Source organism: Aeromonas sp. MR19 (assembly GCF_963899305.1).
In the GTDB taxonomy this organism is placed as follows: Bacteria; Pseudomonadota; Gammaproteobacteria; order Enterobacterales; family Aeromonadaceae; genus Aeromonas; species Aeromonas bestiarum.
Genome location: NZ_CAWQWZ010000032.1, coordinates 198,996 through 222,026, shown reverse-complemented (window position 1 = coordinate 222,026; position 23,031 = coordinate 198,996). Strand labels below are relative to the sequence as shown.

At 52.7% G+C, this 23,031-nt stretch carries 26 protein-coding genes and 3 pseudogenes; 7 read left to right on the top strand and 22 right to left on the bottom strand.

Annotation, left to right across the window (positions count from 1 at the left end; genetic code table 11):
- Positions 1 to 50: 50 nt before the first annotated feature.
- Positions 51 to 1,610 carry a murein biosynthesis integral membrane protein MurJ gene (gene murJ / locus AACQ95_RS15490; protein WP_241278968.1) on the bottom strand — a complete coding sequence of 520 codons (1,560 nt, stop codon included), beginning with the start codon at positions 1,608 to 1,610 and terminating at the stop codon, positions 51 to 53.
- Between the two features lie 191 nt (positions 1,611 to 1,801).
- Between murJ and rpsT the strand changes: the two genes are divergently transcribed.
- Complete coding sequence (gene rpsT, locus AACQ95_RS15485) at positions 1,802 to 2,065, top strand: 30S ribosomal protein S20 (RefSeq protein ID WP_005892298.1); 264 nt, start codon at positions 1,802 to 1,804, stop codon at positions 2,063 to 2,065.
- A 48-nt stretch (positions 2,066 to 2,113) separates the two neighbouring features.
- On the opposite strand, the gene AACQ95_RS15480 is transcribed toward rpsT, so the two are convergent.
- From AACQ95_RS15480 to thyA, 5 genes and pseudogenes are all read right to left on the bottom strand, one after another.
- Positions 2,114 to 2,416 (bottom strand): ArsR/SmtB family transcription factor, encoded by a 303-nt coding sequence (locus AACQ95_RS15480; RefSeq protein ID WP_042869139.1) that lies wholly within the window; start codon positions 2,414 to 2,416, stop codon positions 2,114 to 2,116.
- A gap of 49 nt (positions 2,417 to 2,465) precedes the next feature.
- Complete coding sequence (gene nhaR / locus AACQ95_RS15475; protein WP_241278967.1) at positions 2,466 to 3,398, bottom strand: transcriptional activator NhaR; 933 nt, start codon at positions 3,396 to 3,398, stop codon at positions 2,466 to 2,468.
- Positions 3,385 to 3,765 (bottom strand): hypothetical protein, encoded by a 381-nt coding sequence (locus AACQ95_RS15470; protein WP_172955414.1) that lies wholly within the window; start codon positions 3,763 to 3,765, stop codon positions 3,385 to 3,387. The genes nhaR and AACQ95_RS15470 overlap by 14 nt, the downstream gene beginning before the upstream one ends.
- Positions 3,766 to 3,785: 20 nt before the next feature.
- Entirely contained in the window at positions 3,786 to 4,976 is a 1,191-nt protein-coding gene (gene nhaA, locus AACQ95_RS15465) for a Na+/H+ antiporter NhaA (RefSeq protein WP_241278966.1), read from the bottom strand.
- 225 nt (positions 4,977 to 5,201) lie between these two features.
- Positions 5,202 to 5,495 (bottom strand): annotated as a pseudogene (thyA, locus tag AACQ95_RS15460) (thymidylate synthase); the annotation flags it as partial.
- 682 nt (positions 5,496 to 6,177) lie between these two features.
- Here thyA and AACQ95_RS22620 point away from each other — a divergent pair.
- Positions 6,178 to 6,345 (top strand): annotated as a pseudogene (locus AACQ95_RS22620) (IS66 family transposase); the annotation flags it as partial.
- A gap of 15 nt (positions 6,346 to 6,360) precedes the next feature.
- Here AACQ95_RS22620 and AACQ95_RS15450 read toward each other — a convergent pair.
- Entirely contained in the window at positions 6,361 to 6,933 is a 573-nt protein-coding gene (locus AACQ95_RS15450; RefSeq protein WP_223937816.1) for a hypothetical protein, read from the bottom strand.
- A 118-nt stretch (positions 6,934 to 7,051) separates the two neighbouring features.
- Here AACQ95_RS15450 and AACQ95_RS15445 point away from each other — a divergent pair, with 118 nt between their 5' ends.
- The 3 genes and pseudogenes from AACQ95_RS15445 (at position 7,052) to AACQ95_RS15435 (ending at position 8,787) form a co-directional block, all read left to right on the top strand.
- Positions 7,052 to 7,258 (top strand): helix-turn-helix domain-containing protein, encoded by a 207-nt coding sequence (locus tag AACQ95_RS15445; protein WP_005895552.1) that lies wholly within the window; start codon positions 7,052 to 7,054, stop codon positions 7,256 to 7,258.
- A 401-nt stretch (positions 7,259 to 7,659) separates the two neighbouring features.
- Positions 7,660 to 7,893: pseudogene (locus AACQ95_RS15440) on the top strand (DUF4172 domain-containing protein); the annotation flags it as partial.
- A 66-nt stretch (positions 7,894 to 7,959) separates the two neighbouring features.
- Positions 7,960 to 8,787 (top strand): Fic family protein, encoded by an 828-nt coding sequence (locus AACQ95_RS15435; RefSeq protein ID WP_241279019.1) that lies wholly within the window; start codon positions 7,960 to 7,962, stop codon positions 8,785 to 8,787.
- Positions 8,788 to 8,862: 75 nt separating this feature from the next.
- Here the strand turns inward: AACQ95_RS15435 and AACQ95_RS15430 are convergent, their stop codons facing one another.
- From AACQ95_RS15430 to AACQ95_RS15410, 5 genes are all read right to left on the bottom strand, one after another.
- Positions 8,863 to 9,123, bottom strand: a complete 261-nt coding sequence (locus tag AACQ95_RS15430; protein ID WP_241278965.1) for a hypothetical protein — start codon at positions 9,121 to 9,123, stop codon at positions 8,863 to 8,865.
- Positions 9,124 to 9,172: 49 nt separating this feature from the next.
- Positions 9,173 to 11,053 carry a hypothetical protein gene (locus AACQ95_RS15425; protein ID WP_241278964.1) on the bottom strand — a complete coding sequence of 627 codons (1,881 nt, stop codon included), beginning with the start codon at positions 11,051 to 11,053 and terminating at the stop codon, positions 9,173 to 9,175.
- A gap of 68 nt (positions 11,054 to 11,121) precedes the next feature.
- Positions 11,122 to 11,532: an H-NS family histone-like protein gene (locus AACQ95_RS15420; protein WP_241278963.1), complete on the bottom strand. Its 411-nt coding sequence runs from the start codon at positions 11,530 to 11,532 to the stop codon at positions 11,122 to 11,124.
- A gap of 353 nt (positions 11,533 to 11,885) precedes the next feature.
- Entirely contained in the window at positions 11,886 to 12,185 is a 300-nt protein-coding gene (locus tag AACQ95_RS15415) for a hypothetical protein (RefSeq protein WP_241278962.1), read from the bottom strand.
- 113 nt (positions 12,186 to 12,298) lie between these two features.
- Positions 12,299 to 12,490: a hypothetical protein gene (locus AACQ95_RS15410; RefSeq protein WP_042010605.1), complete on the bottom strand. Its 192-nt coding sequence runs from the start codon at positions 12,488 to 12,490 to the stop codon at positions 12,299 to 12,301.
- A 454-nt stretch (positions 12,491 to 12,944) separates the two neighbouring features.
- Here AACQ95_RS15410 and AACQ95_RS15405 point away from each other — a divergent pair, with 454 nt between their 5' ends.
- Complete coding sequence (locus tag AACQ95_RS15405; RefSeq protein WP_241278961.1) at positions 12,945 to 13,409, top strand: antitoxin Xre/MbcA/ParS toxin-binding domain-containing protein; 465 nt, start codon at positions 12,945 to 12,947, stop codon at positions 13,407 to 13,409.
- Between the two features lie 843 nt (positions 13,410 to 14,252).
- On the opposite strand, the gene AACQ95_RS15400 is transcribed toward AACQ95_RS15405, so the two are convergent.
- From AACQ95_RS15400 to AACQ95_RS15390, 3 genes are all read right to left on the bottom strand, one after another.
- Positions 14,253 to 14,483 (bottom strand): thioredoxin family protein, encoded by a 231-nt coding sequence (locus AACQ95_RS15400; RefSeq protein WP_052816441.1) that lies wholly within the window; start codon positions 14,481 to 14,483, stop codon positions 14,253 to 14,255.
- A gap of 13 nt (positions 14,484 to 14,496) precedes the next feature.
- A complete protein-coding gene (locus tag AACQ95_RS15395) occupies positions 14,497 to 15,498 on the bottom strand; it encodes a permease (RefSeq protein ID WP_241278960.1) in 1,002 nt (333 codons plus the stop codon).
- Positions 15,499 to 15,613: 115 nt separating this feature from the next.
- A complete protein-coding gene (locus AACQ95_RS15390; RefSeq protein ID WP_241278959.1) occupies positions 15,614 to 17,050 on the bottom strand; it encodes a glutathione synthetase in 1,437 nt (478 codons plus the stop codon).
- Positions 17,051 to 17,293: 243 nt separating this feature from the next.
- On the opposite strand from AACQ95_RS15390, the gene AACQ95_RS15385 reads away from it, so the two are divergent.
- Positions 17,294 to 17,572: a hypothetical protein gene (locus tag AACQ95_RS15385; protein ID WP_052816438.1), complete on the top strand. Its 279-nt coding sequence runs from the start codon at positions 17,294 to 17,296 to the stop codon at positions 17,570 to 17,572.
- A 52-nt stretch (positions 17,573 to 17,624) separates the two neighbouring features.
- On the opposite strand, the gene AACQ95_RS15380 is transcribed toward AACQ95_RS15385, so the two are convergent.
- The 7 genes from AACQ95_RS15380 to AACQ95_RS15350 are packed head-to-tail and all read right to left on the bottom strand — an operon-like array spanning position 17,625 to position 23,030.
- Positions 17,625 to 18,140, bottom strand: a complete 516-nt coding sequence (locus AACQ95_RS15380; protein ID WP_241278958.1) for a sigma-70 family RNA polymerase sigma factor — start codon at positions 18,138 to 18,140, stop codon at positions 17,625 to 17,627.
- Positions 18,141 to 18,169: 29 nt separating this feature from the next.
- Positions 18,170 to 18,595: a glutaredoxin-dependent arsenate reductase gene (arsC, locus tag AACQ95_RS15375; protein WP_241278957.1), complete on the bottom strand. Its 426-nt coding sequence runs from the start codon at positions 18,593 to 18,595 to the stop codon at positions 18,170 to 18,172.
- Positions 18,596 to 18,628: 33 nt separating this feature from the next.
- The gene (gene arsB, locus AACQ95_RS15370; protein WP_017788462.1) at positions 18,629 to 19,690 is read right to left on the bottom strand and encodes an ACR3 family arsenite efflux transporter; all 1,062 of its coding nucleotides are present in this window, start codon (positions 19,688 to 19,690) and stop codon (positions 18,629 to 18,631) included.
- Positions 19,691 to 19,731: 41 nt separating this feature from the next.
- The gene (gene arsJ / locus AACQ95_RS15365) at positions 19,732 to 20,964 is read right to left on the bottom strand and encodes an organoarsenical effux MFS transporter ArsJ (RefSeq protein ID WP_241278956.1); all 1,233 of its coding nucleotides are present in this window, start codon (positions 20,962 to 20,964) and stop codon (positions 19,732 to 19,734) included.
- A gap of 7 nt (positions 20,965 to 20,971) precedes the next feature.
- Positions 20,972 to 21,988 carry an ArsJ-associated glyceraldehyde-3-phosphate dehydrogenase gene (locus tag AACQ95_RS15360; protein ID WP_241278955.1) on the bottom strand — a complete coding sequence of 339 codons (1,017 nt, stop codon included), beginning with the start codon at positions 21,986 to 21,988 and terminating at the stop codon, positions 20,972 to 20,974.
- Between the two features lie 10 nt (positions 21,989 to 21,998).
- Positions 21,999 to 22,496, bottom strand: coding sequence for a phosphatase domain-containing protein (locus tag AACQ95_RS15355; protein WP_241278954.1), 498 nt, complete (start codon positions 22,494 to 22,496; stop codon positions 21,999 to 22,001).
- A gap of 33 nt (positions 22,497 to 22,529) precedes the next feature.
- Positions 22,530 to 23,030 (bottom strand): arsenate reductase ArsC, encoded by a 501-nt coding sequence (locus tag AACQ95_RS15350; protein ID WP_043163174.1) that lies wholly within the window; start codon positions 23,028 to 23,030, stop codon positions 22,530 to 22,532.
- Position 23,031: the final 1 nt, after the last annotated feature.

The window sequence follows — 23,031 nt, the reverse complement described above, 5'->3', positions numbered from 1 at the left end:
GAGCCACCCCTTGCAAGTTTCACCCGCCCATGGCGGCAGTGTCACTGCGGCTACTGACCCGATCTCAGGTGTCTTGGCCGAATGCCCAGCGCCAGCAGTATGACGCCATACACGGCCCCGCCCAGACAGAGCAACATGGTCAGCTGCATGCTGGCCTTGCCCATGCCCCAGGCGCCCCATTGCGCGAGATCCGGCGACAGGTAGCCAAGCAGCCCCCCCATCAGCACGGTCGCCACCAGCAGCTTGAGGCAGAAGATCCCGGTATGGCGGGACGGACGGTAGACCGACTGCTGATACAAGCCCTTGAACAGCAAGGCCGCATTCAGGGTGCCCGAGCAGGCGGTCGACAGCGCCAGCCCCACATAGCCGAGCGGGAAGATGAAGATGAGGTTGCACACCATGTTGGCAACCATGGACATCACCCCGATCCGCACCGGGGTCTTGGTATCCTGGCGGGCGTAGTAGCCCGGCGCCAGCACCTTGATCAGCATCAGGGAGAGCAGGCCCGTGGTAGAAGCCAGCAGGCTGGCACTGGACATGCTCACCTCGTGCATGCCGAACTCGCCGCGCATGAAGAGCACTCGCAGTATGGGCTCGCGCAACACGGCTATGCCCACCATGGCCGGCAGGCCGAGCAGCATCACCATGCGTACCCCCCAGTCCATAGTGCGGGCGAAGTCGGCCGGATCCTCATCCACGTGCTTCTTGGCCAGCGCAGGCAGGATCACGGTACTGATGGCCACCGCAAACAGGCCGAGGGGAAACTCCAGCAGGCGATCCGAGTAATAGAGATAGCTGATGGCGCCGGTGGCGAGGAAAGAGGCAAGCATGGTGTTGATCAGCAAGTTGATCTGGCTGACCGAGACGCCAAACAGCGCCGGGATCATCAGGGTGCGGATCTTGATCACCCCGGGATGATGCCAACCCCACTTGGGCCACACCAGCATGTTGATCTGGCGCAGGAAGGGGTACTGGAACAGGAACTGCACCAGACCGCCGAGAAAGACACCGATGGCGAGGGCTATCTCTGGCCGCTCCATCAAGGGCGCTATCCACCAGGCCGCCGCTATCATGGTGAGGTTGAGAAACACGGGCGTAAACGAGGAGACGGCAAAGCGGCCAAAGGTGTTGAGTATGGCCCCCGCCATGGCGGTGAAGGTGATGAACCAGAGGTAGGGGAAGGTGATTTTGAGCATCAGGCTGGCCAGCTCGAACTTCTCGGCCGCCGGTCCGCCATGCAGCCAGTCCCAGAACCAGCCCCAACCGAACAGGGCCGTCAGCACGCCCGAGCCCAGCACCCCGAGCAGGGTAACGACGGTGACTATGCCACCGAGCGTACCCGCCACGGCGGCCAGCAATTCGCGCACCTCGCGCTCGTCGCCTTTCTTCTTGTACTCCGTCATCACGGGAACAAACGCCTGGTTGAAGGCTCCTTCGGCGAACAGCCGGCGCAGGAAGTTGGGAATGCGGTTGGCAAAGAAGAAGACGTCTGCGGCCACCCCGGCGCCGAGCAGATTGGCGATGACCACATCGCGAACCAAGCCCATCACACGGGACGCCAGCGTCATTGCGGACACTATCATGCCGGATTTGATCAATTTCTTACTCAAGACGAAGCCTCTGGAACTGTCAGAATGGAAAGAATGCTGGTAGAATCGGCCGACAGTTTAACCGCCTCCCAACAGACACACCACCGGGGGGCGGTGTTTATTTGCACAAATCATTTGACAATATGTGGTTGAGAAGGCATATTTCCGGGCCTTTTCAATACACTCGCTAAGACAGTTTTAGGAGTTTTACCTTGGCTAATATCAAATCTGCTAAGAAGCGCGCGATTCAGTCAGAGAAACGTCGTCAACACAACGCCAGCCGTCGTTCAATGACCCGTACCTATCTGAAGAAAGTAATTGCTGCCATCGCTTCTGGCGACAAAGCTGCTGCCGTTGCTGCTTTTGCTACCGCTCAGCCGATCATGGATCGCATGGCTACCAAAGGCCTGATCCACAAGAACAAAGCTGCTCGTCACAAGAGCCGCCTGTCTGCCCAGATCAAAGCTATGGCTTAATCAGCTTCGGCTGTATAAAGCTAAAAAAACCGGCCTCAGTGCCGGTTTTTATTTATCTGCGCTGCAGTAAAGCTTGTGCAGCAGGGCAATCATTTCGCGCACCTCGTGGCTGCGCAGCGAATAGTAGACCGTCTGGGCCTCTTTTCGCGTCTCCACCAACTCATCCCGCCGAAGCACGGCCAGGTGCTGCGACAGGGCTGACTGGCTAAGCCCTAGCACCTCGTTGAGTTCCCCCACCGACAGTTCCCGATCCTGCAGCTGGCACAGAATAAACAGTCGTCGTTCGTTGGCCAGTGCCTTGAGCAGCGCCACAGCCCGGCTCGCATTCGCCTCCATCTCTTCCAGTTGCATCTCATCCCCTCTCGTCCGAGGCAAGAATCATACTCTGTGACCCGCCGATTTAAAATGCCAGGGTTGCCGGTTGAATCGTGGTGAAGTCCTCCTGCCCCGCGAACAGGAAGGAGAAATCACTCTCGCATACCCGTTTTACCGCCGGATGCTGGATCATCCGCTCGGCGAAGATGACGTAATACTCCTCCATCAGATCCTGGGTCTCCCCGATCAGCATCACCTCCTCTCCTTCCAGGATCTCCTCCCGATAGATGGTGGGGGCCATGAAGATGCCCTGATTGAAGAAACCGAAGGCCTTCATCAGGGCCGCATCGTCGAACTCCCCGAGGATGCTGGGGGAGATGCCCTGCTGCTCGAACCACTGGGTCAGCTGGCGGCCCATGGCGGTACGACGTCCCGGGATCAGCAGCTTGCGCTCCTCCAGACAGGCGGGAAAGGGCTTCTCGGGCAGCGGCGCCTTGCAGAAGAAGCTGACGCCACAACCGCCGAGCCGCTTGGAGAGCAGGCCCGCATGCTGGCTGGAGTCCACCGGGCAGTCGGAGAGGATCATGTCGAGCTTGTGCTCGCTCAGCTGCTCCAGCAGCAGCTCGTGGGTCGATTCGAAGCAGCGCAGGTGGATGGAGCCATCGTTGGGAATGACCGAGAGCAGTACCCGGCTGGCGAGGCGTTTGGAGAGTGCATCGGCGATGCCGACGTCGAACAGTATCTGGCTCTCCTTGCGGTAGTTGACGATATCCAGCATCTCGTAGGAGAGGCTGAACATCTTGTCGGCATAGCGGAATACCAGCTGGCCCAGCTCGGTGGCCTCGAGGGAGCGTCCCTTGCGCATCAGCAGCTTGCCGCCCAGGCGCTGCTCCAGCAGCTTGATCTGGCCGGTGACTGTCTGCGGGGTCAAGAAGAGGGCTTCCGCCGCCTGGGTGACGGAGCCCTTCTTCTGAGTCATCCAAAAATAGTAGAGGTGATTGTAATTAAGGTGTGACATCCGATGGGGTTCCCGCGGTACGCGGACTCCGGTAGCAGCTGAGTTCAGCCGCCAGAATGTCATACATGTCGCTGATCGAGTCAACCTTGTTTGCGGTGAACTGCGCCTGCAAGTTGGCCTTGAGGCGCACCTTGTCAGGCATCCGCTCGCCGCAGTAGCGCTTGTTGGACTGCTTGACCCGCTCACCGGCCCGACTGCTCAGGGCCCGCTCGGCGAAGGTCTCACCGAATTGGGCCTTGGCCTGCTTGTCCCCCAGCATGACGGCGCTGTCGACCACCCCGTTGAGATAGGCGGAGCAGCTGCTTGATGCCGCATCCTGCTGACAATCTTCCAGACTGGCCGCCCAGAGCCCCGGGCTCGCCAGCATGACCAACCCTATCACTCTTCTCATAACCCCTCCGTGCTTTGATCCGCCTCCCGGTTGGGGAGCGACATCCGCAGGGCGAGATAACCGATCACTGCCGCCAGGGTGGATCCCACCAGGATCCCGAGGCGCGAATAGCTGCCGTAATCCAATCCGCCGTGCTCGAACGCCAGCGATGCGATGAACATCGACATGGTAAAGCCGATGCCACACAGTATGCTGACCGCAAAAATCTGCTTGAAGTTGACCCCGCCCGGCAACTGGGCGATGCCCAGCTTGACCGCCAGCCAGCTGATGGTGAACACCCCGAGCGGCTTGCCCACGAACAACCCCAGCATGATGCCAAGAGGGACAGGGCTCAGCAGGGACGACAGGCCTATCCCGTCCAGCGAAACCCCCGCATTGGCAAAGGCGAACAGCGGCAGTATCAGGTAGGCGCTCCAGGGGTGCAGCGAGTGCTCCAGATGCTTGAGCGGCGAGGCATAACGCTTGCCGTTGAGCGGTATCATGAAGCCCACTATGACGCCAGCCAGGGTCGCATGGACGCCGGACTTGAGCACAGCGACCCAGAGCACCAGGCCCACCAGCATGTAGAGGCCGATCCTGTCCTCTCCACGGCGATTCATCCACAGCAGGGTCAGGGTCGCCAGTATGCCGACCGCCAGCGCCGTCAGCGACAGCTGCTGGGTATAGAAGAGCGCTATGATGATGATGACACCCAGGTCGTCCATGATGGCCAGCGCCAGCAGGAACACCTTGAGGCTGACCGGTACCCGCTTGCCCAGCAGCGCCATCACCCCGAGGGCAAAGGCGATGTCGGTCGCGGCGGGGATAGCCCAGCCGGCGCGCGCCACTTCATCCGAGTAGTTGAAGAAGGCGTAGATGAGCGCGGGGGCCAGCATGCCGCCGACCGCGGCTATGGCCGGGAAGGTCGCCTGCACCCGAGAAGAGAGGGCCCCTTCCAGCATCTCGCGCTTGACCTCAAGCCCGACCAGCAGGAAGAAGATCGCCATGAAACCGTCGTTGATCCAGAGCAGCAGCGGCTTGTTGATGTCGAGCGCGGCGATGCGCACCTGCACCGGCGTATCGAGGAATGCCTGATAGCCATCGGCCAGACCCGTGTTGGCCAATACCATCGCCAGTATGGCTGCCATGATCAGAATTATTCCGGAGGCGGCCTCCAGCTGCAGAAACTTCTTTATTACGTTGCTCATGGTTAAATTATCCACAGTATTACTTTGATTTGAGTCTATATCCCATAACAATTAATGGAAAATCGTTTCTTACTGCTGAATACAACGAGAAAACCGAAGGCAAAACAGAAGGTGCCTGCTATAAGCAGGTTTTACTGCACTCAGGCCCCCTTGATGACGCAATCAATAAAATGAATTTTCAGTTGTTTTTATGCATAAAAAAGGCGCCTCAAGGCGCCTTTTACATTAGATGGCGACGGGCGCCTTGATGCCGGGATGGGGGTCGTACCTCAGGATCTCGAAATCCTCGAACCTGTAGTCGAAGAGGGAGTCCGGCTTGCGCTTGATCGCCAGCTGCGGCAAGGGCCGTGGCTCGCGGGAGAGCTGCAGCGCGGTCTGCTCCATGTGATTGGAGTAGAGGTGTACATCACCACCGGTCCAGACAAAATCGCCCACTTCCAGATCGCACTGCTGGGCCATCATGTGGGTCAGCAGGGCATAGCTGGCGATGTTGAACGGCAGGCCGAGGAAGTTTATGCAACACAAAAACTGCACAAAACATCACTAACACTGAACCTAGCACCACAAAACCTCTTGTGCAAAACAAAAACTGCACACTTCGGGGGCTATGATCCCCTTTTAAGAGGGGGTCATTGTGCAAAATCAGCTGGCACAGCTCCCAAGAGAAGGAAGGATAGAAGTCACGCACCTATACTGCGCGACCTGGAAACTATATGACCTGCAAATGCTGGACATCTGGGGTCATGTTGTTGAAATCGACTTATATAGAAGGGATGACATTAGCGGACTGACGCGGAACTCCCCAACGCCCTCATTACCTCCTCTACGGCTGCCAACCGTCCTCGTAAACTCCGAAACTCCTTACAGGTGTGCCTAAGCACATTATCAATGGTCGCCTCTAACGCGGGGAAATCTGTTCGTAGCTCACAATATTCGGCGAACGTAGCCTGGTATCCCTGGAGCTCAAACCGATAAGAGCGTGCTCTAGCCTCTAGCACCTTGCTCCCTTCATTCCTGACTTCCACGACAGGCTTTTGCTCGACCTGAGTCACTGGAACCTGTGGGCCAAGTAGATCCTCCCGAATGCCTGCTGGAGTAGGAGTTGGCTGGCGTATTGGTGGCGGGCCTGTATGCTGGCTACCGGTTTGTCTGCACGAGTCTGCGCCTGCTTTGCTGGGCCCATGTACTGCGCAACGTGGCTGTTATCGCCCAGAGTGGGGAGCGGTTTCGTCAACGCTTACTTTCGTTGGTTGAGACGACCAAACGCTTGGGACGTTGCCCCCAAGAGTGACTGCATACCATTGTCCGAGCCCGCATCGAGAAAACGGATTACCCCATTCCCTCCGAACTGTGTGCATCAAGCCCCTGACGCTGAACGGTTACATCAAGAGGCGCTTCTGAACGCAATCAACCCCCTCAAAAGCCTCTCCACGGCCTCCAGCCTGCCCCGCAAATCGCGTTTCTCTGCAACGGTATTGTTGATGGCCCTTTCAATCGCTGGATCCAATATGGAGAAGTCCACTCTTAATTGCTGGTACTCAGCGAGCATTGAATCATATTCCTGCAACCCCTTACGGTAGTGCTGTGCTCTCGCGATCAGTCCTTCCAGGACGGATTCATACGTTTCCGACTTACGCTCCTTACCCGATTCCGTTACAAGCGCGCAAGGCCCAATAAATTCCTCTTTGAAATGCACTTCATCGAACTTGGGAGTCCTGATGAAATGAGAACAGCGCTTCCCATCATCAACATGCTTCCTTTTTAGAAGTCCCTGATTTACGAGCTTGATCAGATGCCGATAAATGAAGGTATAACGATAACGCCGCTGACGTATCTGCGATTCTGCTTTGTCACCAAAAATGGCATTTACAAATCCTATCGCAGTGAAGTCATCCATCTGCCATCGAATGAGTGCGGTGTAGAGCGCGGTTGGTAACCACACGGTCTGGGAGCTCATAAGTAATCCTGGGCCTCGAACGAAAACATTTAGTGGAAATCTAAACTCGGTTGCGGATTATAATCCGTGGTCGTTAGCCAGACAACCAGAGATAGTGCTCGCCAGCGAGAGGCGAGACATGCAAGAGCTAGCAAAAAAATTTGGTGATGCTGTACGTGATAGACGGCTTCAATTGGGCGTATCGCAAGATGCACTCGCATATGCGGCCGAAATTGATAGAAGCTACGTAGGACGAATTGAGCGTGGTGAGGTCAATGTCACCCTGGAAAAGGCTTATCGTCTTGCCAGGGTTATGGGGTGTGACATTCGCGATCTGCTGCCATAGATATATTTGCCAAATAATTATCTCTTCACCCAGATAAAACTAAATTTCCCTATAATTATTCACAGTGATGGCATAGCGAGTACCATCAGGCATATGAATGAGCAGACCTAAGGGCATCTGCGTGTGCGTGGCTTCATGCAGCGCAAGCTGCAAGCTCCCAAAACGCATTCGAAACGAAAACGAGCTCCCGCCTTGTCTATCTACTGGTTGCTGTAGCGCCACACAGCATCAATAAATCCAGTTTTTCATTAGCTCCGGTCTGAGATTTTCAACCTAGATCTCCATCCTCATTACCAGCTCTGCTGGTCTGCTGCATGTGTTATATTCGGCTCAAACATTGAGCTGAATGATGGGCTGGGTCGGCTCATTATTGAGACCCTAGCACGTTGGATGAGGAAATAATGGAACCATTTTGGATTTGGCAACAAGCTGATTGGCCCCATTTTCGTTGGCGGGATAGCGAGATATTGCCCAGATTACGGCAGGTGCAACGCAGGTTGGGAATTCTAATCGGTAGTCATTCCAGGTTGGGGAACCCCGACCAAACGTTGGACACGTTATTGGCTAACATCATCGCCTCGTCCGCTATCGAAGGCGAACGTCTCAATGCCCAATCCGTGCGTTCTTCCCTGGCTAGGCGGTTAGGGGGATCAGAAACTCAGTCCTATCCCGTGTCAGATCGCTCAGAGGGGCTCGCGGCAATGATGCTGGATGCCATCGACAACCATGAACAACCACTGACAATTGAACGACTTTACCAATGGCATCGTTGGCTGTTCCCCGCCAACGAATGGTCGGTGCAGCGACTGAACGTAGGGCAGTTGCGAGGAGATGAGCCGATGCTGGTTGTCTCTGGGCGTGTTGATCGCCCTACCGTGCATTTTGAGGCTCCACCCAGAGCAGCTCTGGACGATCAACTGGCCGAGTTCATCCCATGGTTTAACCAGACTCAGCATGACCCCACGATGGATCCACTGCTTCGTGCGGCGATCTGTCATTTCTGGTTCGTGACCCTGCATCCCGTTGATGATGGCAATGGGCGGCTCACGCGGGCATTGACCGATCTCGCGCTGTCACAGGCTGACAGCCAGGGCATCCGTTTGTATGCCATGTCAGTCGCTATTCTAGAATGGCGGGCTGACTACTATCGGGCACTGGAGTCAACACAGAAGGGCACGCTGGATATTACCTCCTGGATTTGTTGGTTCCTCGACACACTGGATTACTCCATAGAGCTGGCATTACAGGTTATTGCTCGTTCTCTTGCCAAGGCTCATTTTTGGTTGCGGCACTGTCATGACAGTCTGAGTCCAGAGCAAACCAAAGTGCTGAATCGTTTACTGGATGGCGGCGAACAGGGTTTTGAAAATGGCATCAGTGCCAGTCAATATCAAAAAGTCGCCGGAGTCAGTAAGCCCACGGCCACACGCCATCTGGCTGCATTGGTGGAAAAGGGATGTATTGAGAAATTACCTGGTGGCGGACGCAATACACGCTATCAGATCCGCTTACACACCGAGGGAGTTTGAAAAAGCATCGCCATGGGGCGTTGATTTCATTTGGTAGATAAAATCTGCGATTAACGTACCAATGACGATCTTTAGTTAAATATTGACACCATGATGAGTGCCGTCAGGCATATGAACAAATAAACTCAACCGGCAGTCATGGCTCTCAACTGATTTTTTGAGCGACAACAAACTATCGAGAACATCGGGATCAATTTCAGGAACATCACCTGCACCGAGATTTGAAAGCAATTTGGTCAGAGCGATACGAACTCTCAGCACTTCGGCAAGCTCCTTTGTGCTCTGGGCTACCTCAAATGGTTGTGATTCGATTAAATCTTCCAATTTTTTACTCATAGGCATCAGATACCTTATAATAAATGGCTAGGCAATTTGGCAGAAAATGCTATCCATTAACAGTAGAAAAAGCATCTCTTGTACGTTTCACTATCACTGCATCTTGAGATACATGATGATTTATACTAGATAATTTAATATATACTGGATTGTTTATAAAGTGAGAATCTCGCACATATACTTCAAGTGCTTTGAGTGCCCATCCTCCCAGCGATACATAACCAGCACCAGAAATGTTAGAATATTCCATTACAGTACCAGCAACGGCAGGAATAGCTGCACTTGCAAAGTCCACTGATGCCACTCTTGCTTGATTCTTTTCAATTTGCCGTATCTCCTTGTTCAAATGATAGAGTTTTTCCGCTCTTTGTTCTTCACTAAGGTTAGCAAATTCACCTATTATCTTTGGTAGAGTTCTAATAAGACTTCTTGATAATGCGTCATCTAGCTCTAGTACGCCCATGTCATTATTAACTGCAAATACCTTATTCAATATTGTTGATATCTCAGACTCTCTTATTGTATTCGAGGTACTTACAACACCGTTGTATAAACCACTGATTACTCGGCACGCATTAACTTCGGAGTAACCGCTGGAGTCAAATGGAAAGTGATGAGCTCTTAACCCTTGGGCAAACTCATAGCTAGAACTAGCACTAGCTAATTCTATAGTATAGTCTCTACCCTTTTCTTTAAACCCATTAATGGCTATCTCAGATAACCCCAAAAAATGAGCACTCACTGCCCCCTCTTTATTTACAATATACTCTCCAAATTGCCACTGTCTCGAAAGCATATTTGCTAACCGTTGCAAGCCTATATTTCCAGAACGAGAACACTGATGAACGAATTCATATTGTTCATCGCTCGAAAAAGTAGTGCCTACAACACCACTTTTTTCTTGAATACCTTGAATGGTTGCTGCGGCTAAACGTCTAGAGAAGATAATGGCATTAGGGTCAACCGAAATAATGTCATGCAACAGTGACTGAGAGTATCTAGCGAGATTTTGGGGGGCGACGAATAATACACGCCCACGGCGAATTAACTCCTGCAACTCAAATTTATATATTTTGAACATCTCATAAAAATATTCAGATGGTTGTTCTAGCGGTAGTGCTATAATTAACTGTTCATATAAGGTTAAATACACCCTAATATTTAGACGCGAGAAAGCTGATGCATCAACAAAACAACGAGTTCCAATTTTATCAAAGCTAGGGGGTAAATAACTTGCTACTGAACTTGGATCAGCTCCACTGAAAATAAAATGCCGATTCTCAAGCCAAAAGTCTTCATCCTCTTCATAACATGCAAGTAATTCTTTTGAGAATTGTTTCTGGATTAATCCACTAGCCACCAATAGTAAGTTACCTTGTTCATTCGGTGTATAGTGAACCTCGCCAAGATAGTCAGGTATATTATCATTTTGTATAAATATGTAATCATATCCTTGATATCCGAGAGACTCGCATATCAACTGAATTTCTTCCGTATCACTTTCTGTGAAAGTACATTTTAAGGTAATCTGAAACTTGTTTGTTCCATATTTAAAATCAACATGAAATGGATGATATTTTTTTGGTATGTGCAAGTTCAGTTCATTAATTGTTTCATGCATATTCATGGGATGACCATGAAGATGACTTTTCTCAATTGAATTTCGCAGTGCTATAGGCTTATAGCTATCTAAGATCTCCCCAACAATTTTTGCAGCTGGAATTCCAGCTGTTTTAAAATGATGATACTGCTGACCTAGCTCCTCTAGAAGCTCCTTGTTACTGTTTACTTCTAGTATCACAGCAAATAATAAATTACCATCTGTAAACAATCCTTTATGTGTATATTTATGAGTGTCAAACCTAAATCTCTCATAGTCATGACGGATCACATCCATTATTGGAAGACTATAAGGAAAGCTATCGCTCATAATTAACCTCTACACATATCTATGGTAGCTAGAAAGAGCCCATGCCACACAGGCATAGGCTCTCAGCACTAGATCAAGAACTCTTCCAATGCTCGACCACTCGCAACAGCTTCTGCGATGGCCTTGGGCATACGACCTTGGCCAGTCCAGGTTTTCTCCTGACCGTCCTCGTTATACTTGTATTTGGCAGGACGAGGAGCGCGTTTGGCTTTGTTGGCTGAACCATCAGCTTTCGCTGGAGCCGCAGTGCCAACCAGCTCGCTCGGATCGATGCCTGCTTCTTTCAACATCTCGGTGAACTCAGCCAATTTTTGCAGGCGCTCGGCAGATTCCTCTCTCAATTTGGTTTCTTGCTGCTCACGCTCAGCAAAAACCTCATCCAATTTTTCTTTAACTTCGACCAGTTGCTCAAATGACAACTCACGCAATGCAGCTCGCAGACTACGGATATTCAACAAAGTTTTCAAAAAATCGTTCATTTTTATCCTCATGTATCACACTTTTATATCAGTGAAATTATCTCTCAACCCCAGCATTAGCACCACTGTTTTTGGCACCAAGACGATTGTAGAAGTAGCATTATTCAAAAAGACGTGAGCGAAATCGCGTTCGGATCTGTTTAGTGGCCTAGCTCCAACCTGCAATGAAACTATGTAACCAAAAATTAAATCTAGGTGGTAGTGAGCGTTGAGACCACCTCACCAGATGAGCCGATGAACGATCTTGATCGGCTCACGAAATGAGCCGATTGGAGAATATCATTGGCTCACAGAATGAGTCGATGATAAGAAACATTTCTCTCCACACAAACTAGAGTATGGGAGCATATCATTCATATTATTTCCCTATTAGAATAATCACGCCCAAATGTGTCTGGGTTTGCAGCCTCATAGTCATCGTCGAACATATGATCCCCACGATGCATCTCCCTCACTGTTGCAAGTATACCGAAAAAGCACATTTCACACAGATGCACCTGATAACGCTCACCATCGTGACAGGAACCATAGCCAAAATCCGCCGATAACGAGCCGTATTGATTGGTTCCAAAAGTTGTTTTTGTACTACGACCACAGACATCACAGAGGACATCGACAACTTGCTCTGTTGGCACAATTTCTTTTACGAGCATGCTGAACTCCTTATTTAAGGCTTTATGAAAACTATAATTTTTCTGCTTTTGATGTGGGAGTAACCTGGGCTGGCTATTTATCACTGGCATAACCAGCATTGAACTCTCATTTGTTATTTTTGGATGTCTTTGCACTCAAATTTTGGAGGTGTTTTCCAACCTGTAACGCGCCCGCTGCGTTTGTTGACCCTTCGGTATTCATTACCCAACAGGATTTCCCATTCAGAGCCGTTCTCCGATAGAACCTGAAAAGTAGTCCCAAGCTCAATACCTATGCCAGGCTCAGTACAGATCAGCTCAGTCATCGACTCTCCTCGGTGCTAGGACATATCACCATTTTTTTCCGATTGTTCAAGAACGGAAGCCATCGCGTCTAGTGACCGAGCAAGGGCACGACACTCATCTGCGGACATTAAAGCGGATGTGAATGCGGCAGCATTCTCATTATGAACATCCATTTCACTAACTCTGATGTAGCCACCATACGGACTGGAATAGACGCTCACCTCTACTGGATGGGGTGGTGTTCCAATTGGTTTATCCAACTTTAAAACACTTGTATAAATAGGCATAGCCCCTATTCCTAATCGAACTCTTCGAAACTATAGAATATTGCTCGGGTTGCTCATGATGTCCATCAATAAATCAAGACACCAACCTAGTTGGTTGGAAACCAAGTGTCGGCCCTGCAACATGTGCAAACTTTGTTGAGCACTGGGCACGACAGTGTGGGGTGAGATAGGGCATGATAAAGAGCACATGCAGACAGAGGTATGTAACATGACACCCGATGCAGTCCATAATCCGAACCTTAGAACGACACTCCTTGACCCCTTGGGTGTTCCTCGTGAAGCACTGAGTGCTCACCTGTGGATTGTGGCAGGGGTTCCGGCGGACATCATCCATAAGCTAGCTGCGCTGGTTGAAACTGATGTTGGTGTGATATGTAAGCTTGCTGGTATTAGCCATAGCACGGTGACTCGCAGGCTCAGAGCAGATACCCCTTTATCAATATCACAAGGTGTCAGGGTGTATGGAGTAGTGCTCGCCCTTTATGCCGCTCTGTCCCTTCAGGAAAACGATGTCGTCATGGCATTGTCGTGGTTACACCGTCCTGCATGGGGCCTTGGTGGCATAGCACCTGCCGATCTATTGACTACACCGATGGGTGTTCAGGCTGTTATCGATCTTGTGGGACGGATTGAGCATGGGGTTTTCCAATAATCAATAAATCGGGGGGCTGAGAGGATAAAACCATCTCAATTGGTTAAACTTCAACCAAACAGAATGATTTTTAAAATTTTTTCACATCCCCCACTTGAAAAATTCGGAAAACTGTCCATTTACTAATTATGAAAGCTATAAATAAATTTTTCCGTTTCAACATTCCGCTGCTGCGCAGCGAAGAGAAACCAGGTTTTACTTTCCCACCTTGTTTTCTCTTCCAAATTAAATATAAACATGGAATGTAGAAATTAAATCCATCTTCATAAAAATCAATACTCCTTGAGAAGACCATCAAGCAATGAATACACTCTAGAAAAGTAGAAATAGTACACGCTTGATGGAAACAATAAATGTCTGGTTGCATTCTCCGCCAAGGGCGGAATTATAAACATGCATTTTCAGAAATAAACTTTCTACCAAGAGCGGTTAGTTATACCTGACAGAACGATAATTATCGAGAACGCCATGCACACCCATAAGAATTCCATTGTGGTGGTACTGTTGGGCTTTCATGCACTATGCCGCCCGAAACTCAAGGGGCTGGAATGTGACTGGGTGATGGTCAGCAAGTGACGAGCCCAAACACCCGCAGGCACAAGCCAAACAGGTCTTGAGATGGTATCAGGGTTGAAGCAATACTGCTGCAAGGGGATGTGGTGCCGGTGATTTGCCAGTATGCCAGCGAGACAGTAAGCGACCTGATCATGATGGGGGCCTAGGGTCACTCACGGATCAAGTTGTTTATCGTGTGCAGCTCCACAACGGGAATACTGAAAACGACCCAAGCCTCTCTGTTGTTGCTGAGATAGTCAGGGGCGGGATAACCCGCCCCTGCGTGTATCAGAACCAGCTTTGCACCGCCTCTCTAGCCGGGATCCCGCCCGCATGAACTACCTTGTCATCAATGACGACTGCCGGTGTAGACATCACCTTGTACTTCATTATCTCGGGCAATGACTCCACCTTCTCAAGCTGAATTGAAACACCAAGTTCATCCACCACCTGCTGGATAAGTTGGACGGTGTTCTTGCAGTTGGCGCAGCCCATGCCCAGCACTTTTACATGTTTCATCTCATACTCCTCATCAAGAAATTAACGGCGATACGAAGTTAAACACCCACCCAACCAGCGTGAAGGAAACCAGTAGCACCAGCAGCAAGGTGCCCAGTAACTGCCACTGCATCACTTGTTTGAGCAGAATAAATTCAGGAAAACTGGCCGCCACGGTGCTCATACAAAATGCCAGTGTTGTCCCAATCGGCAGCCCATTGACAATCAAGCTCTCCATCACCGGGATCACTGCGGTGGCATTGGAGTAGAGGGGAATGCCGATGAGAACCGCCACAGGCACTGACCACCATTGACCGGCACCAAGGTGTGAGGCAATCCAGCCATCAGGCACAAAGCCATGAAGCGCGGCACCAAGCCCCACACCGACAATGACCCAGAGCCATACCCGTTTGAAAATGGTGATTGTTTCATCTTTAGCAAAGGCATGACGCTTGGCCAGCGAGAGGCTCGGGGCATCGGTATGCTGCTGGACGATATCACCTTGCTGATGCTGCCCCTGCTTGAGGGCCTCGGCGGCAAAATCGGCCAGCCAGCGCTCTGCCTTGATCTTGTCCAGAAACGCCCCACCCAGCATGCCAACCGCCATGCCGACCGCCACGTAAATCAGGGTAAACTTCCAGCCCAACAGACTGACCAGCAACAGGACGGCCACTTCGTTGATAAGCGGTGAGGTAATGAGAAAGGCCATGGTGATCCCGAGCGGGATACCGGCCGAGGTAAAGCCGAGGAACACAGGGATACTCGAACAGGAGCAGAAGGGAGTAATGGCACCAAAGCCGGAGCCAAGAAGATAGCCCAACCCTCTGTGCTTGCCCGCCAAATAGTCCCTCACCCGTTCAACATTCAGGGAGGCCCGCAACATGGCCACGATGTAAATCATGACCAGCAGCAGGGCAAAGATCTTGCTCACATCCTCCACGAAGAAATGCAGCGCATCCCCCAGCTTGGTTTGCGGGCTCAGGCCCAATTGCTCGTAGACCAGCCAGCTGGCTAGGTCGGTGAAAATCTGAAACATAATGACTCCATCAACATCGGTGTTATCCAGAAGACGTGGCATGTCCGCAAAAGATGCTCATATTTTTTGTTTTTTGCTAACGCCGCGATCTCATGGTTCGCCCCCAGCCCCTTCATCAATCACTGAATACCAATGAATCAAGGACGCCTTGCCCGCTATGAACGCCTCCTTCTGTCGATCCGGCTGATTTGCTACGAAGCAGGTATCCAGCAAAGCTCGGCTCGGCGCAACCAGGATTGCCATCTATCTGAACGGTGAACATGCCTAGTTCACTGATCAAGTCCGTCACCCGATGCAGCTCTCCTTTGCGTACTATCCAGGCTGCCATCGGTCTAGGAACAGGATGTAATCGGCCCATCAGTGACCAAGCCTGATATTGCCGGGGCTCCAGTGTTTCTAATTTTGCCAGGATGTCTGCCCCAAACAGACAATGCCCACCCCCTTCACCCTGATTTTTAAGCACCCAACTATCGGCGGGCGCAGCTTCTATAAAGTGTGCGCTGTCAGGGGTAACAGGGTGCATCTCCCCCAGAACACCTTTCACTGTGTCAGCCTCTTGCAGGGTCAAGCCAAATGCAGCGAATCCCTCTTCTCCCAAACGCGACAGCAGCATTTGTACTCGTTTGCTGGTCGCCAATTGCTGGGCAACCGTGGCATTGACGGCGACTCTGTGTTGCTCAATCAACACACGGGTCGCCATCAGCGACTGGCAACATCTCTGCTCTTTGAGATCAGCAGCCTCATAATCCGAATATTGGTATCCGGCCCGCAGGTAGACGGTATCGAGGGAGCCGACACCATCGAGGAGCAGCCTGTTGTTAGCGCCCGTGCTCAGTTGATTATGAAGTTCACGAAAGGTTCTGCGCTGTGTCTCAATCCCTTTCTGCTGGAGTGCCAGCTCAAGCAGGTGTTGATCAAACACATTGTTTTCATGCTCCTGCACAATCATCAGAAACCTTGCCGGGCTGGGGTCGCCAAACTCACGCTTGATCTTGAAGGTGGCCTCGGCAATACCTGCTGACAATCCTTCAATGGCATGATTACTGACAAGTTCACCCATTGCCTGATGCGGCTCTTGCATGTACGCAGCAGGCCATTGCCGTTGCAGATAGTGGTGCAGTTCATGTATTCGCTGACCAAATGGCCCCATACCAGCGGCGATGCCATTGAACTCGACCAGCTTGTGGCCATCTTGTTTGTCGTCCATAAAGTCGCTGCGCATGATGAGCAATGGCAGCCGGGGTGGCTTGGTGGCTGATGAGTGTATCTGTTGGTGCATGCTGAGCAGGGCTGAAAAGAAGGGATCGCCCGCCGTAATGGGATGAATGGCATCATGTAAAAAGCCATGATCCTCTGAGACGGCATAAATCAGTTTGCTTAAGGTCTGTGCCGCACTTTTCAAATGCTGGTAGTCCCGTTGGCTGATCGGTGTCGGCGCCAGGGTAAATGGGGTATGCACAGCAGAATACAGCGACTCTTTAAAGGCTACACCGTGGGTTAATGCCCACTCGACTGCATCATCTTTGGCTTTCTGGATGTCGAAAGAACTCATCATACGATCCTGATTATTGACTCACGAACCTCAAGGCGTGGTTGCCCAGCCCTCATATCGAACAGCGATCTTCATATCCTCATCAGACGAGCGCAGCACGTCACGAGGAAGACGCGCAAGCAGCGAAAAGGATGCACTTCAATTTTCTGAACCACGTCAACCTGACCCAGGCATTGTCATATTCTCGTCATACTCCCCGGCGATGATTAATAAGAATTAATCGATCAACATGGATAGATGAACATGAAAAAAATCGTCGCTTCCGCCGCTCTGCTGGGCTTTAGTCTGCTTAGCACCGCCGCCTTTGCGAGCGAATTCAACCTGCCCGGTTTTGTGACCGAAGTGGAAGATGGGCGGCTATGGGTCTTTAAAGAAGGTTCGCCAGAGCTGGAAGAGTTCAAGCAACATGGCGAACCGGCAAAACAGTTCAGTAATATCGGGGCGGGCCCCAATGGCATGACCATTAAAGCAGCCAACCAAGAAACCTTGGATGAGTACCTGGCCGAAGCCAAGAAAAAATAAAGAAAAGGCCAAGGTGAAAACCTTGGCCTTTTTGCTGAGTATGGGTCATAGCTTACTTTGCAGCCGGGGTGAAGCAACACACCCGACCCGTCTCATCCAGCCTGACCTGACAGTCCAGAGAGAGCTGCTGACGCAAGCGTTGCCTAGCTCGCAATAAACGCGACTTGGTGGCGGTGAGGGTCAGACCGTATTGGGCGGCATAATCCGCCTGCTTCATGCCATCCAAATCACAGTGTCTGAGAATATCCCGGTCAGCTTGAGCTAGCTTCTCCAGCACTCTGGGCAAACAGCCCGCCAAGGAGTCGACCGCATCGAGCTCACCCTGCTGCATGGCCAACTCGTCAGATAGTGGCAGCAACGGGCGTTGCCTGCGGCTTTTATCAATCACCAGATGTCTGGCGACTTCAAACAGCCAAGCCCTGGTATTCTCAATGGCACAGAACTTACCCTGCTGACGGATCGCCCGTAAGAAGGTCTCTTGTAGCAGATCATCTGCATCCATCGGGTTGCCAGACTGCTTGATTAGCCACCCATAGACCTCATGTTCATGCTGCTGCCATGCAGTCATCAAGCAAGGTGGCGCCCCCGTGGATTCGGTCACTTGATGCGTTTTCCTTGTGCATCCACCACATGTTCCCCATCTTCCTTGGTGAAGGCGCCTTGCTGAGGATCCGGCAGAATATCCAACACCACTTCTGACGGACGGCACAGCTTGGTGCCAAGCGGGGTTACCACGATGGGACGGTTGATCAGGATGGGATGAGCCAGCATGGCGTCAATCAACTCATCATCGCTGAATCTATCCTCGGCCAGCCCAAGATCCTCAAAAGGCGGCACGTTTTTACGCAGCAAGTCACGTACCGGCATCGCCATAGCCTCAATCAAGGCAACGAGAGTTTCGCGGCTCGGCGGTGTCTCCAGATAGTGGATAACGGTAGGCTCAACGCCTGAGTTACGGATAAGCTCCAGCGTATTGCGGGAAGTGCCACAGGCCGGGTTGTGGTAAATGGTTATTACGGTCATATCGTTACCTTTATTGCCTATGTAGTCCAAGGATTACGCGGATTTACCTTCGTACCATGGCTTGGTGGCGTTCACGACTTTCACGACCAGCAGCATGATAGGCACCTCGATCAATACCCCGACCACGGTTGCCAGTGCAGCACCGGAATGGAAACCGAACAAGCTGATGGCGGCTGCAACGGCGAGTTCAAAGAAGTTGGATGCACCGATAAGGGCTGACGGACAGGCCACCGAATGCTTTTCTCCCACTTTTTTGTTGAGCCAGTAGGCCAGGCTAGAATTGAAGATAACCTGGATCAGGATGGGCACGGCCAGCAGGGCAATCACCAAGGGTTGCTCAATGATGGCATTGCCCTGGAAGGCAAACAGCAGTACCAGTGTCAGCAGCAGCGCCGCAACAGACCAAGGCTGGATCTTGTGCATTGCCTCATCAAAACTGGCTTGACCGTGGCGCAACAAGGCTTTGCGGATGAGCTGAGCAATGATGACCGGAATAACGATGTAGAGCACCACAGAGATAAGCAGGGTGTCCCACGGTACGGTAATACTGGAAACACCCAGCAAGAGACCGACTACGGGGGCAAACGCAAACACCATGATGAGGTCGTTTAAGGCCACCTGAGACAGCGTGAAGTAGGGGTCTCCATTCGTCAGTCTGCTCCAGACAAACACCATGGCGGTACAAGGTGCGGCAGCAAGCAAAATGAGTCCGGCGATATAGCTATCAAGCTGATCGCTAGGAAGCATGTCGGCGAACAACACACGAATGAACAACCACCCAAGGAAGGCCATGGAGAAGGGCTTGACCAACCAGTTTATAAACAGGGTCACACCAATCCCTTTTACATGCCCCTTCACTTGATGTAGCGCTGAGAAGTCGATTTTGAGCAGCATGGGGATGATCATGACCCAGATCAGCAGACCAACCGGCAAGTTGACCTGAGCAATCTCCATTGCTCCAATCGCTTTAAAAATGCTAGGGAATACCTGCCCCAAGGTAATCCCGACCAGAATGCAGATTGCCACCCATGCGGTCAGATAACGTTCAAAAAAACCGATAGCAGGCGCTTCGGCTGCATTGCATTGTGCTGACATAAAAACTCCAAAGGGTCACAGACCCATCAAAAAGACGAGGATCAGCGACCCTCGTTACCAACATTCAACTGATGGCGTGGCAAACCGACAGAGATCAACGCCGCCAACAGAATAAAGAGGGTGGAGATCCAGAGGCAGGCCTCCAGACCATAGAGCTGGAAAACCAGCCCGGAGAGCAGGGTGCCGAGCAGGCGGCCCAAGGCATTGGCCATGTAGTAAAAGCCCACATCGAGCGACACGCCATCAGCTCCTGCATAACTGACGATGAGGTAGCTGTGCAGAGAAGAGTTGATGGCAAACAGGGCGCCAAACACCATCAGACCGCCCACCAGGCTGATGGCCGGATGCACCTCATAGTGGAGTGCAAGGGCAATCAGGGCCGGGGTCAGTGCCAACACTAGCGCCCAGCGCATCGCAGCCTTGCCATCGGGTACACGACCCTCTCGCTTGCCGGTAAAGCGGGGCGCCTGGGTCTGAACCACGCCATAAGCAATGATCCAGAGCGCTAGGAAGCCCCCCACATACCAGTGATCCCAGCCAAAGCTGGAGGCGAGGTAGACAGGCAACGCCACCACAAACCAGACATCACGGGCACCAAACAGGAACAGACGGGCCGCCGACAGGTAATTGATGGCGCGGCTCTTGGAGAAGATTTCGCTGAACTTGGGCTTGTTCTTGGCTTTGCCGAGATCCCGTTTCAGGGTCAGCATGCTGACGCACCACACCAGCGCCAACGCCAGGGCCATAACCAGCACGGCCCCCTGAAACCCGAGCAGGGTCAACAGGGCGCCACCGAGGAAAAAGCCCATCCCTTTCAGGGCATTCTTCGAGCCGGTGAGGAGTGCCACCCACTTGTAGAGCTGACCCTGCGCCTCTCCCGGCACCAGCAACTTGATGGAGCTTTTGGCGCTCATCTTGTTGAGGTCTTTGGCTATCCCCGAAAGCGCCTGCGCCCCCATCACCCAGGGCACCGTCAGCCAGAGCGGCGGCACCAGCAGCATGCCCAATGCCAGCACCTGGAGGGCCAGCCCTATGTTCATGGTGCGGTTGAGCCCAAGGCGAGCCCCGAGCCAGCCCCCCACCAGATTGGTCACCACCCCGAAGATCTCGTAGAAGAGAAACAGGGAGGCGATGGCCAGCGGGCTGTAACCGAGCCCATGGAAGTAGAGCACCACCAACATGCGCAACGCGCCATCGGTCAGGGTAAAAGCCCAGTAGTTACCGGTTACCAGTAGATACTGGCGGATCTCGGGGGAGAGGCGGGTCAGTTCCATGGCGGGGTTATCCTTGCGCCTTGTCCATTTGACCGACCATGCGCATCAGCTCGGCGGTGCGGTTGGCATAGCCCCACTCGTTGTCATACCAAGCGTAAATCTTCACCTGGGTGTCGTTGACCACTATGGTGGAGAGTGCATCTATGGTGCAGGAGCGCGGATCCGTCTTGTAATCCACCGACACCAAGGGGCGCTCTTCATAGCCCATGATCCCCTTGAGCTCACTCATAGCGGCAGCCTTGAGCAAGTCATTGACTTCGGCTTCGGTAGTAGGGCGGTTCACCTCGAACACGCAGTCGGTGAGGGAGGCGTTGGCGAGCGGCACCCGCACCGCATGACCGTTCAGCTTGCCCTTGAGCTCGGGGAAGATATGGGTGATGGCGGTGGCAGAACCCGTGGTGGTGGGGATCAGGCTCAGGCCGCAGGCGCGGGCACGGCGCAGGTCAGCATGGGGGGCATCCAGAATGGTCTGGGTGTTGGTGATGTCATGAATGGTGGTCATGGAACCGTGCTTGATGCCCAGTTGTTCGTGGATCACCTTCACCACTGGCGCCAGACAGTTGGTGGTACAGGAGGCCGCCGTCACGATAGGGTGCTGCGCCTTGTCGTAGAGGTGGTGGTTGACCCCCATCACGACGTTCAGGACACCTTCTTCCTTGACCGGAGCGGTCACCACAACACGCTTCACCCCTTGCGTCAGATAGGCACCCAGCAGGGCCTTGGTTTTCATCTTGCCAGAGGCCTCGATCACCACATCACAACCAGACCAGTCTGTCTGACCGATCTCTTTGTTGCGAGTGCAGAGGATGCGATGGTTACCGATCACCATCTCGTCTCCCTCGGCGCTGGCTTCATGATGCCAGCGGCCATGGACTGAATCGAAGGTGATGAGGTGTGCCAGAGAGGCGGCATCGCCAGCCGGGTCATTGATGCGCACAAACTCCACATCCGCCCAGTCGAAGGCGGCGCGAAATGAGAGACGGCCCATGCGGCCAAAACCGTTGATACCAACTTTGATAGTCATGCTGTCTTCCTTAACCGGCGAATGAGTAGTGGGTATTGAGGTAGTCAACGTGGGGCGCTAGGGTCAGCGCCTTGGGGCGCAGCCCTTGCACAAGCGACTTGACCTGTGTGGGGGCGTAGCCCGCCTCCAGGAGCAAGATGGCTGCCATCAGTCCGGTACGACCCGAGCCGCCACGGCAATGAATGGCCAGGGTCTGACCCGCCGCCAGACGCGCCAGCAGATCTGCCTTGTGGTTGGCAAAGGCAGCGGCAAAGGGCGCTTCGGGGGCACAATCGTCCTCTACCGGCAGCTGGAACCAGGCCAGCCCCAACGCGGCGCACTCTGCGGGCAAGCTATCGGCCTTGAATTCGCTAAGCTCGGCATCGGGCATCATGGTGACCACCGCATCTGCCCCTGCGGCTTGCAGGGTCTTGAGGGAGGCTTGCAAGGAAGCCTCCTTGGTGCCAGGGCAGGGGGTGAAGATAAGGCGGGCGCCATTATCCAGGTTCAGGATGTCAAACGGGTGCATGATAAACAGCGACTCCATGTCTCATTGAGAACGTTAGGTGGGTGAAGATAGGTTGATGGTACGCATCGCTTGTTGCAGCGAGATGCGATCCAGTTTGTTCAGTGGCAGGCTCAGAAAGATCCGCAGCCGGTTGCCGATTTCGTGATAAGCCTTGTTGAACGCCGCCCATTGCGCCGCATCACTCTCTGTCACGGCAGCCGGGTCACTAAAGCCCCAATGGCCGGTGATGGGCTGCCCCGGCCATGCCGGGCACTGCTCGCCTGCCGCCTGGTCACATACCGTCAGGATAAAATCCATCTTGGGGGCATCTGGGTGGGCAAATTCTTCCCAGCCTTTACTGCGCAGGGTGCTGGTGTCCAGATTGTGTTGCGCCAGCAATTCAAGGGTCAGTGGGTGTATCTCCCCTTTCGGGGAGACGCCAGCACTAAACGCCTTGAAGTTGCCCTGACCGAGCCGGTTGAGTAGCGCCTCCGCCATGATGCTGCGGGCCGAATTGCCGGTGCAAAGGAAGAGCACATTGAACGGACGTTGCATC

Excerpts from the sequence above, each read along its gene's own strand:
- AACQ95_RS15425 (WP_241278964.1), bottom strand. The coding sequence starts at position 11,053 with ATGAGCGATAGCTTTCCTTATAGTCTTCCAATAATGGATGTGATCCGT.
- AACQ95_RS15395 (WP_241278960.1), bottom strand. The coding sequence starts at position 15,498 with ATGTTTCAGATTTTCACCGACCTAGCCAGCTGGCTGGTCTACGAGCAA.
- nhaA (WP_241278966.1), bottom strand. The coding sequence starts at position 4,976 with ATGAGCAACGTAATAAAGAAGTTTCTGCAGCTGGAGGCCGCCTCCGGA.
- AACQ95_RS15350 (WP_043163174.1), bottom strand. The coding sequence starts at position 23,030 with ATGCAACGTCCGTTCAATGTGCTCTTCCTTTGCACCGGCAATTCGGCC.
- AACQ95_RS15360 (WP_241278955.1), bottom strand. The coding sequence starts at position 21,988 with ATGACTATCAAAGTTGGTATCAACGGTTTTGGCCGCATGGGCCGTCTC.
- arsB (WP_017788462.1), bottom strand. The coding sequence starts at position 19,690 with ATGTCAGCACAATGCAATGCAGCCGAAGCGCCTGCTATCGGTTTTTTT.
- AACQ95_RS15435 (WP_241279019.1), top strand. The coding sequence starts at position 7,960 with ATGATGCTGGATGCCATCGACAACCATGAACAACCACTGACAATTGAA.
- AACQ95_RS15480 (WP_042869139.1), bottom strand. The coding sequence starts at position 2,416 with ATGCAACTGGAAGAGATGGAGGCGAATGCGAGCCGGGCTGTGGCGCTG.
- AACQ95_RS15445 (WP_005895552.1), top strand. The coding sequence starts at position 7,052 with ATGCAAGAGCTAGCAAAAAAATTTGGTGATGCTGTACGTGATAGACGG.
- AACQ95_RS15405 (WP_241278961.1), top strand. The coding sequence starts at position 12,945 with ATGCAGACAGAGGTATGTAACATGACACCCGATGCAGTCCATAATCCG.
- AACQ95_RS15385 (WP_052816438.1), top strand. The coding sequence starts at position 17,294 with ATGAAAAAAATCGTCGCTTCCGCCGCTCTGCTGGGCTTTAGTCTGCTT.
- AACQ95_RS15380 (WP_241278958.1), bottom strand. The coding sequence starts at position 18,140 with ATGACTGCATGGCAGCAGCATGAACATGAGGTCTATGGGTGGCTAATC.
- AACQ95_RS15390 (WP_241278959.1), bottom strand. The coding sequence starts at position 17,050 with ATGAGTTCTTTCGACATCCAGAAAGCCAAAGATGATGCAGTCGAGTGG.
- AACQ95_RS15430 (WP_241278965.1), bottom strand. The coding sequence starts at position 9,123 with ATGAGTAAAAAATTGGAAGATTTAATCGAATCACAACCATTTGAGGTA.
- AACQ95_RS15470 (WP_172955414.1), bottom strand. The coding sequence starts at position 3,765 with ATGCTGGCGAGCCCGGGGCTCTGGGCGGCCAGTCTGGAAGATTGTCAG.
- AACQ95_RS15450 (WP_223937816.1), bottom strand. The coding sequence starts at position 6,933 with ATGAGCTCCCAGACCGTGTGGTTACCAACCGCGCTCTACACCGCACTC.
- AACQ95_RS15355 (WP_241278954.1), bottom strand. The coding sequence starts at position 22,496 with ATGCACCCGTTTGACATCCTGAACCTGGATAATGGCGCCCGCCTTATC.
- nhaR (WP_241278967.1), bottom strand. The coding sequence starts at position 3,398 with ATGTCACACCTTAATTACAATCACCTCTACTATTTTTGGATGACTCAG.
- AACQ95_RS15420 (WP_241278963.1), bottom strand. The coding sequence starts at position 11,532 with ATGAACGATTTTTTGAAAACTTTGTTGAATATCCGTAGTCTGCGAGCT.
- AACQ95_RS15400 (WP_052816441.1), bottom strand. The coding sequence starts at position 14,483 with ATGAAACATGTAAAAGTGCTGGGCATGGGCTGCGCCAACTGCAAGAAC.
- arsJ (WP_241278956.1), bottom strand. The coding sequence starts at position 20,964 with ATGGAACTGACCCGCCTCTCCCCCGAGATCCGCCAGTATCTACTGGTA.
- arsC (WP_241278957.1), bottom strand. The coding sequence starts at position 18,595 with ATGACCGTAATAACCATTTACCACAACCCGGCCTGTGGCACTTCCCGC.
- AACQ95_RS15410 (WP_042010605.1), bottom strand. The coding sequence starts at position 12,490 with ATGACTGAGCTGATCTGTACTGAGCCTGGCATAGGTATTGAGCTTGGG.
- AACQ95_RS15415 (WP_241278962.1), bottom strand. The coding sequence starts at position 12,185 with ATGCTCGTAAAAGAAATTGTGCCAACAGAGCAAGTTGTCGATGTCCTC.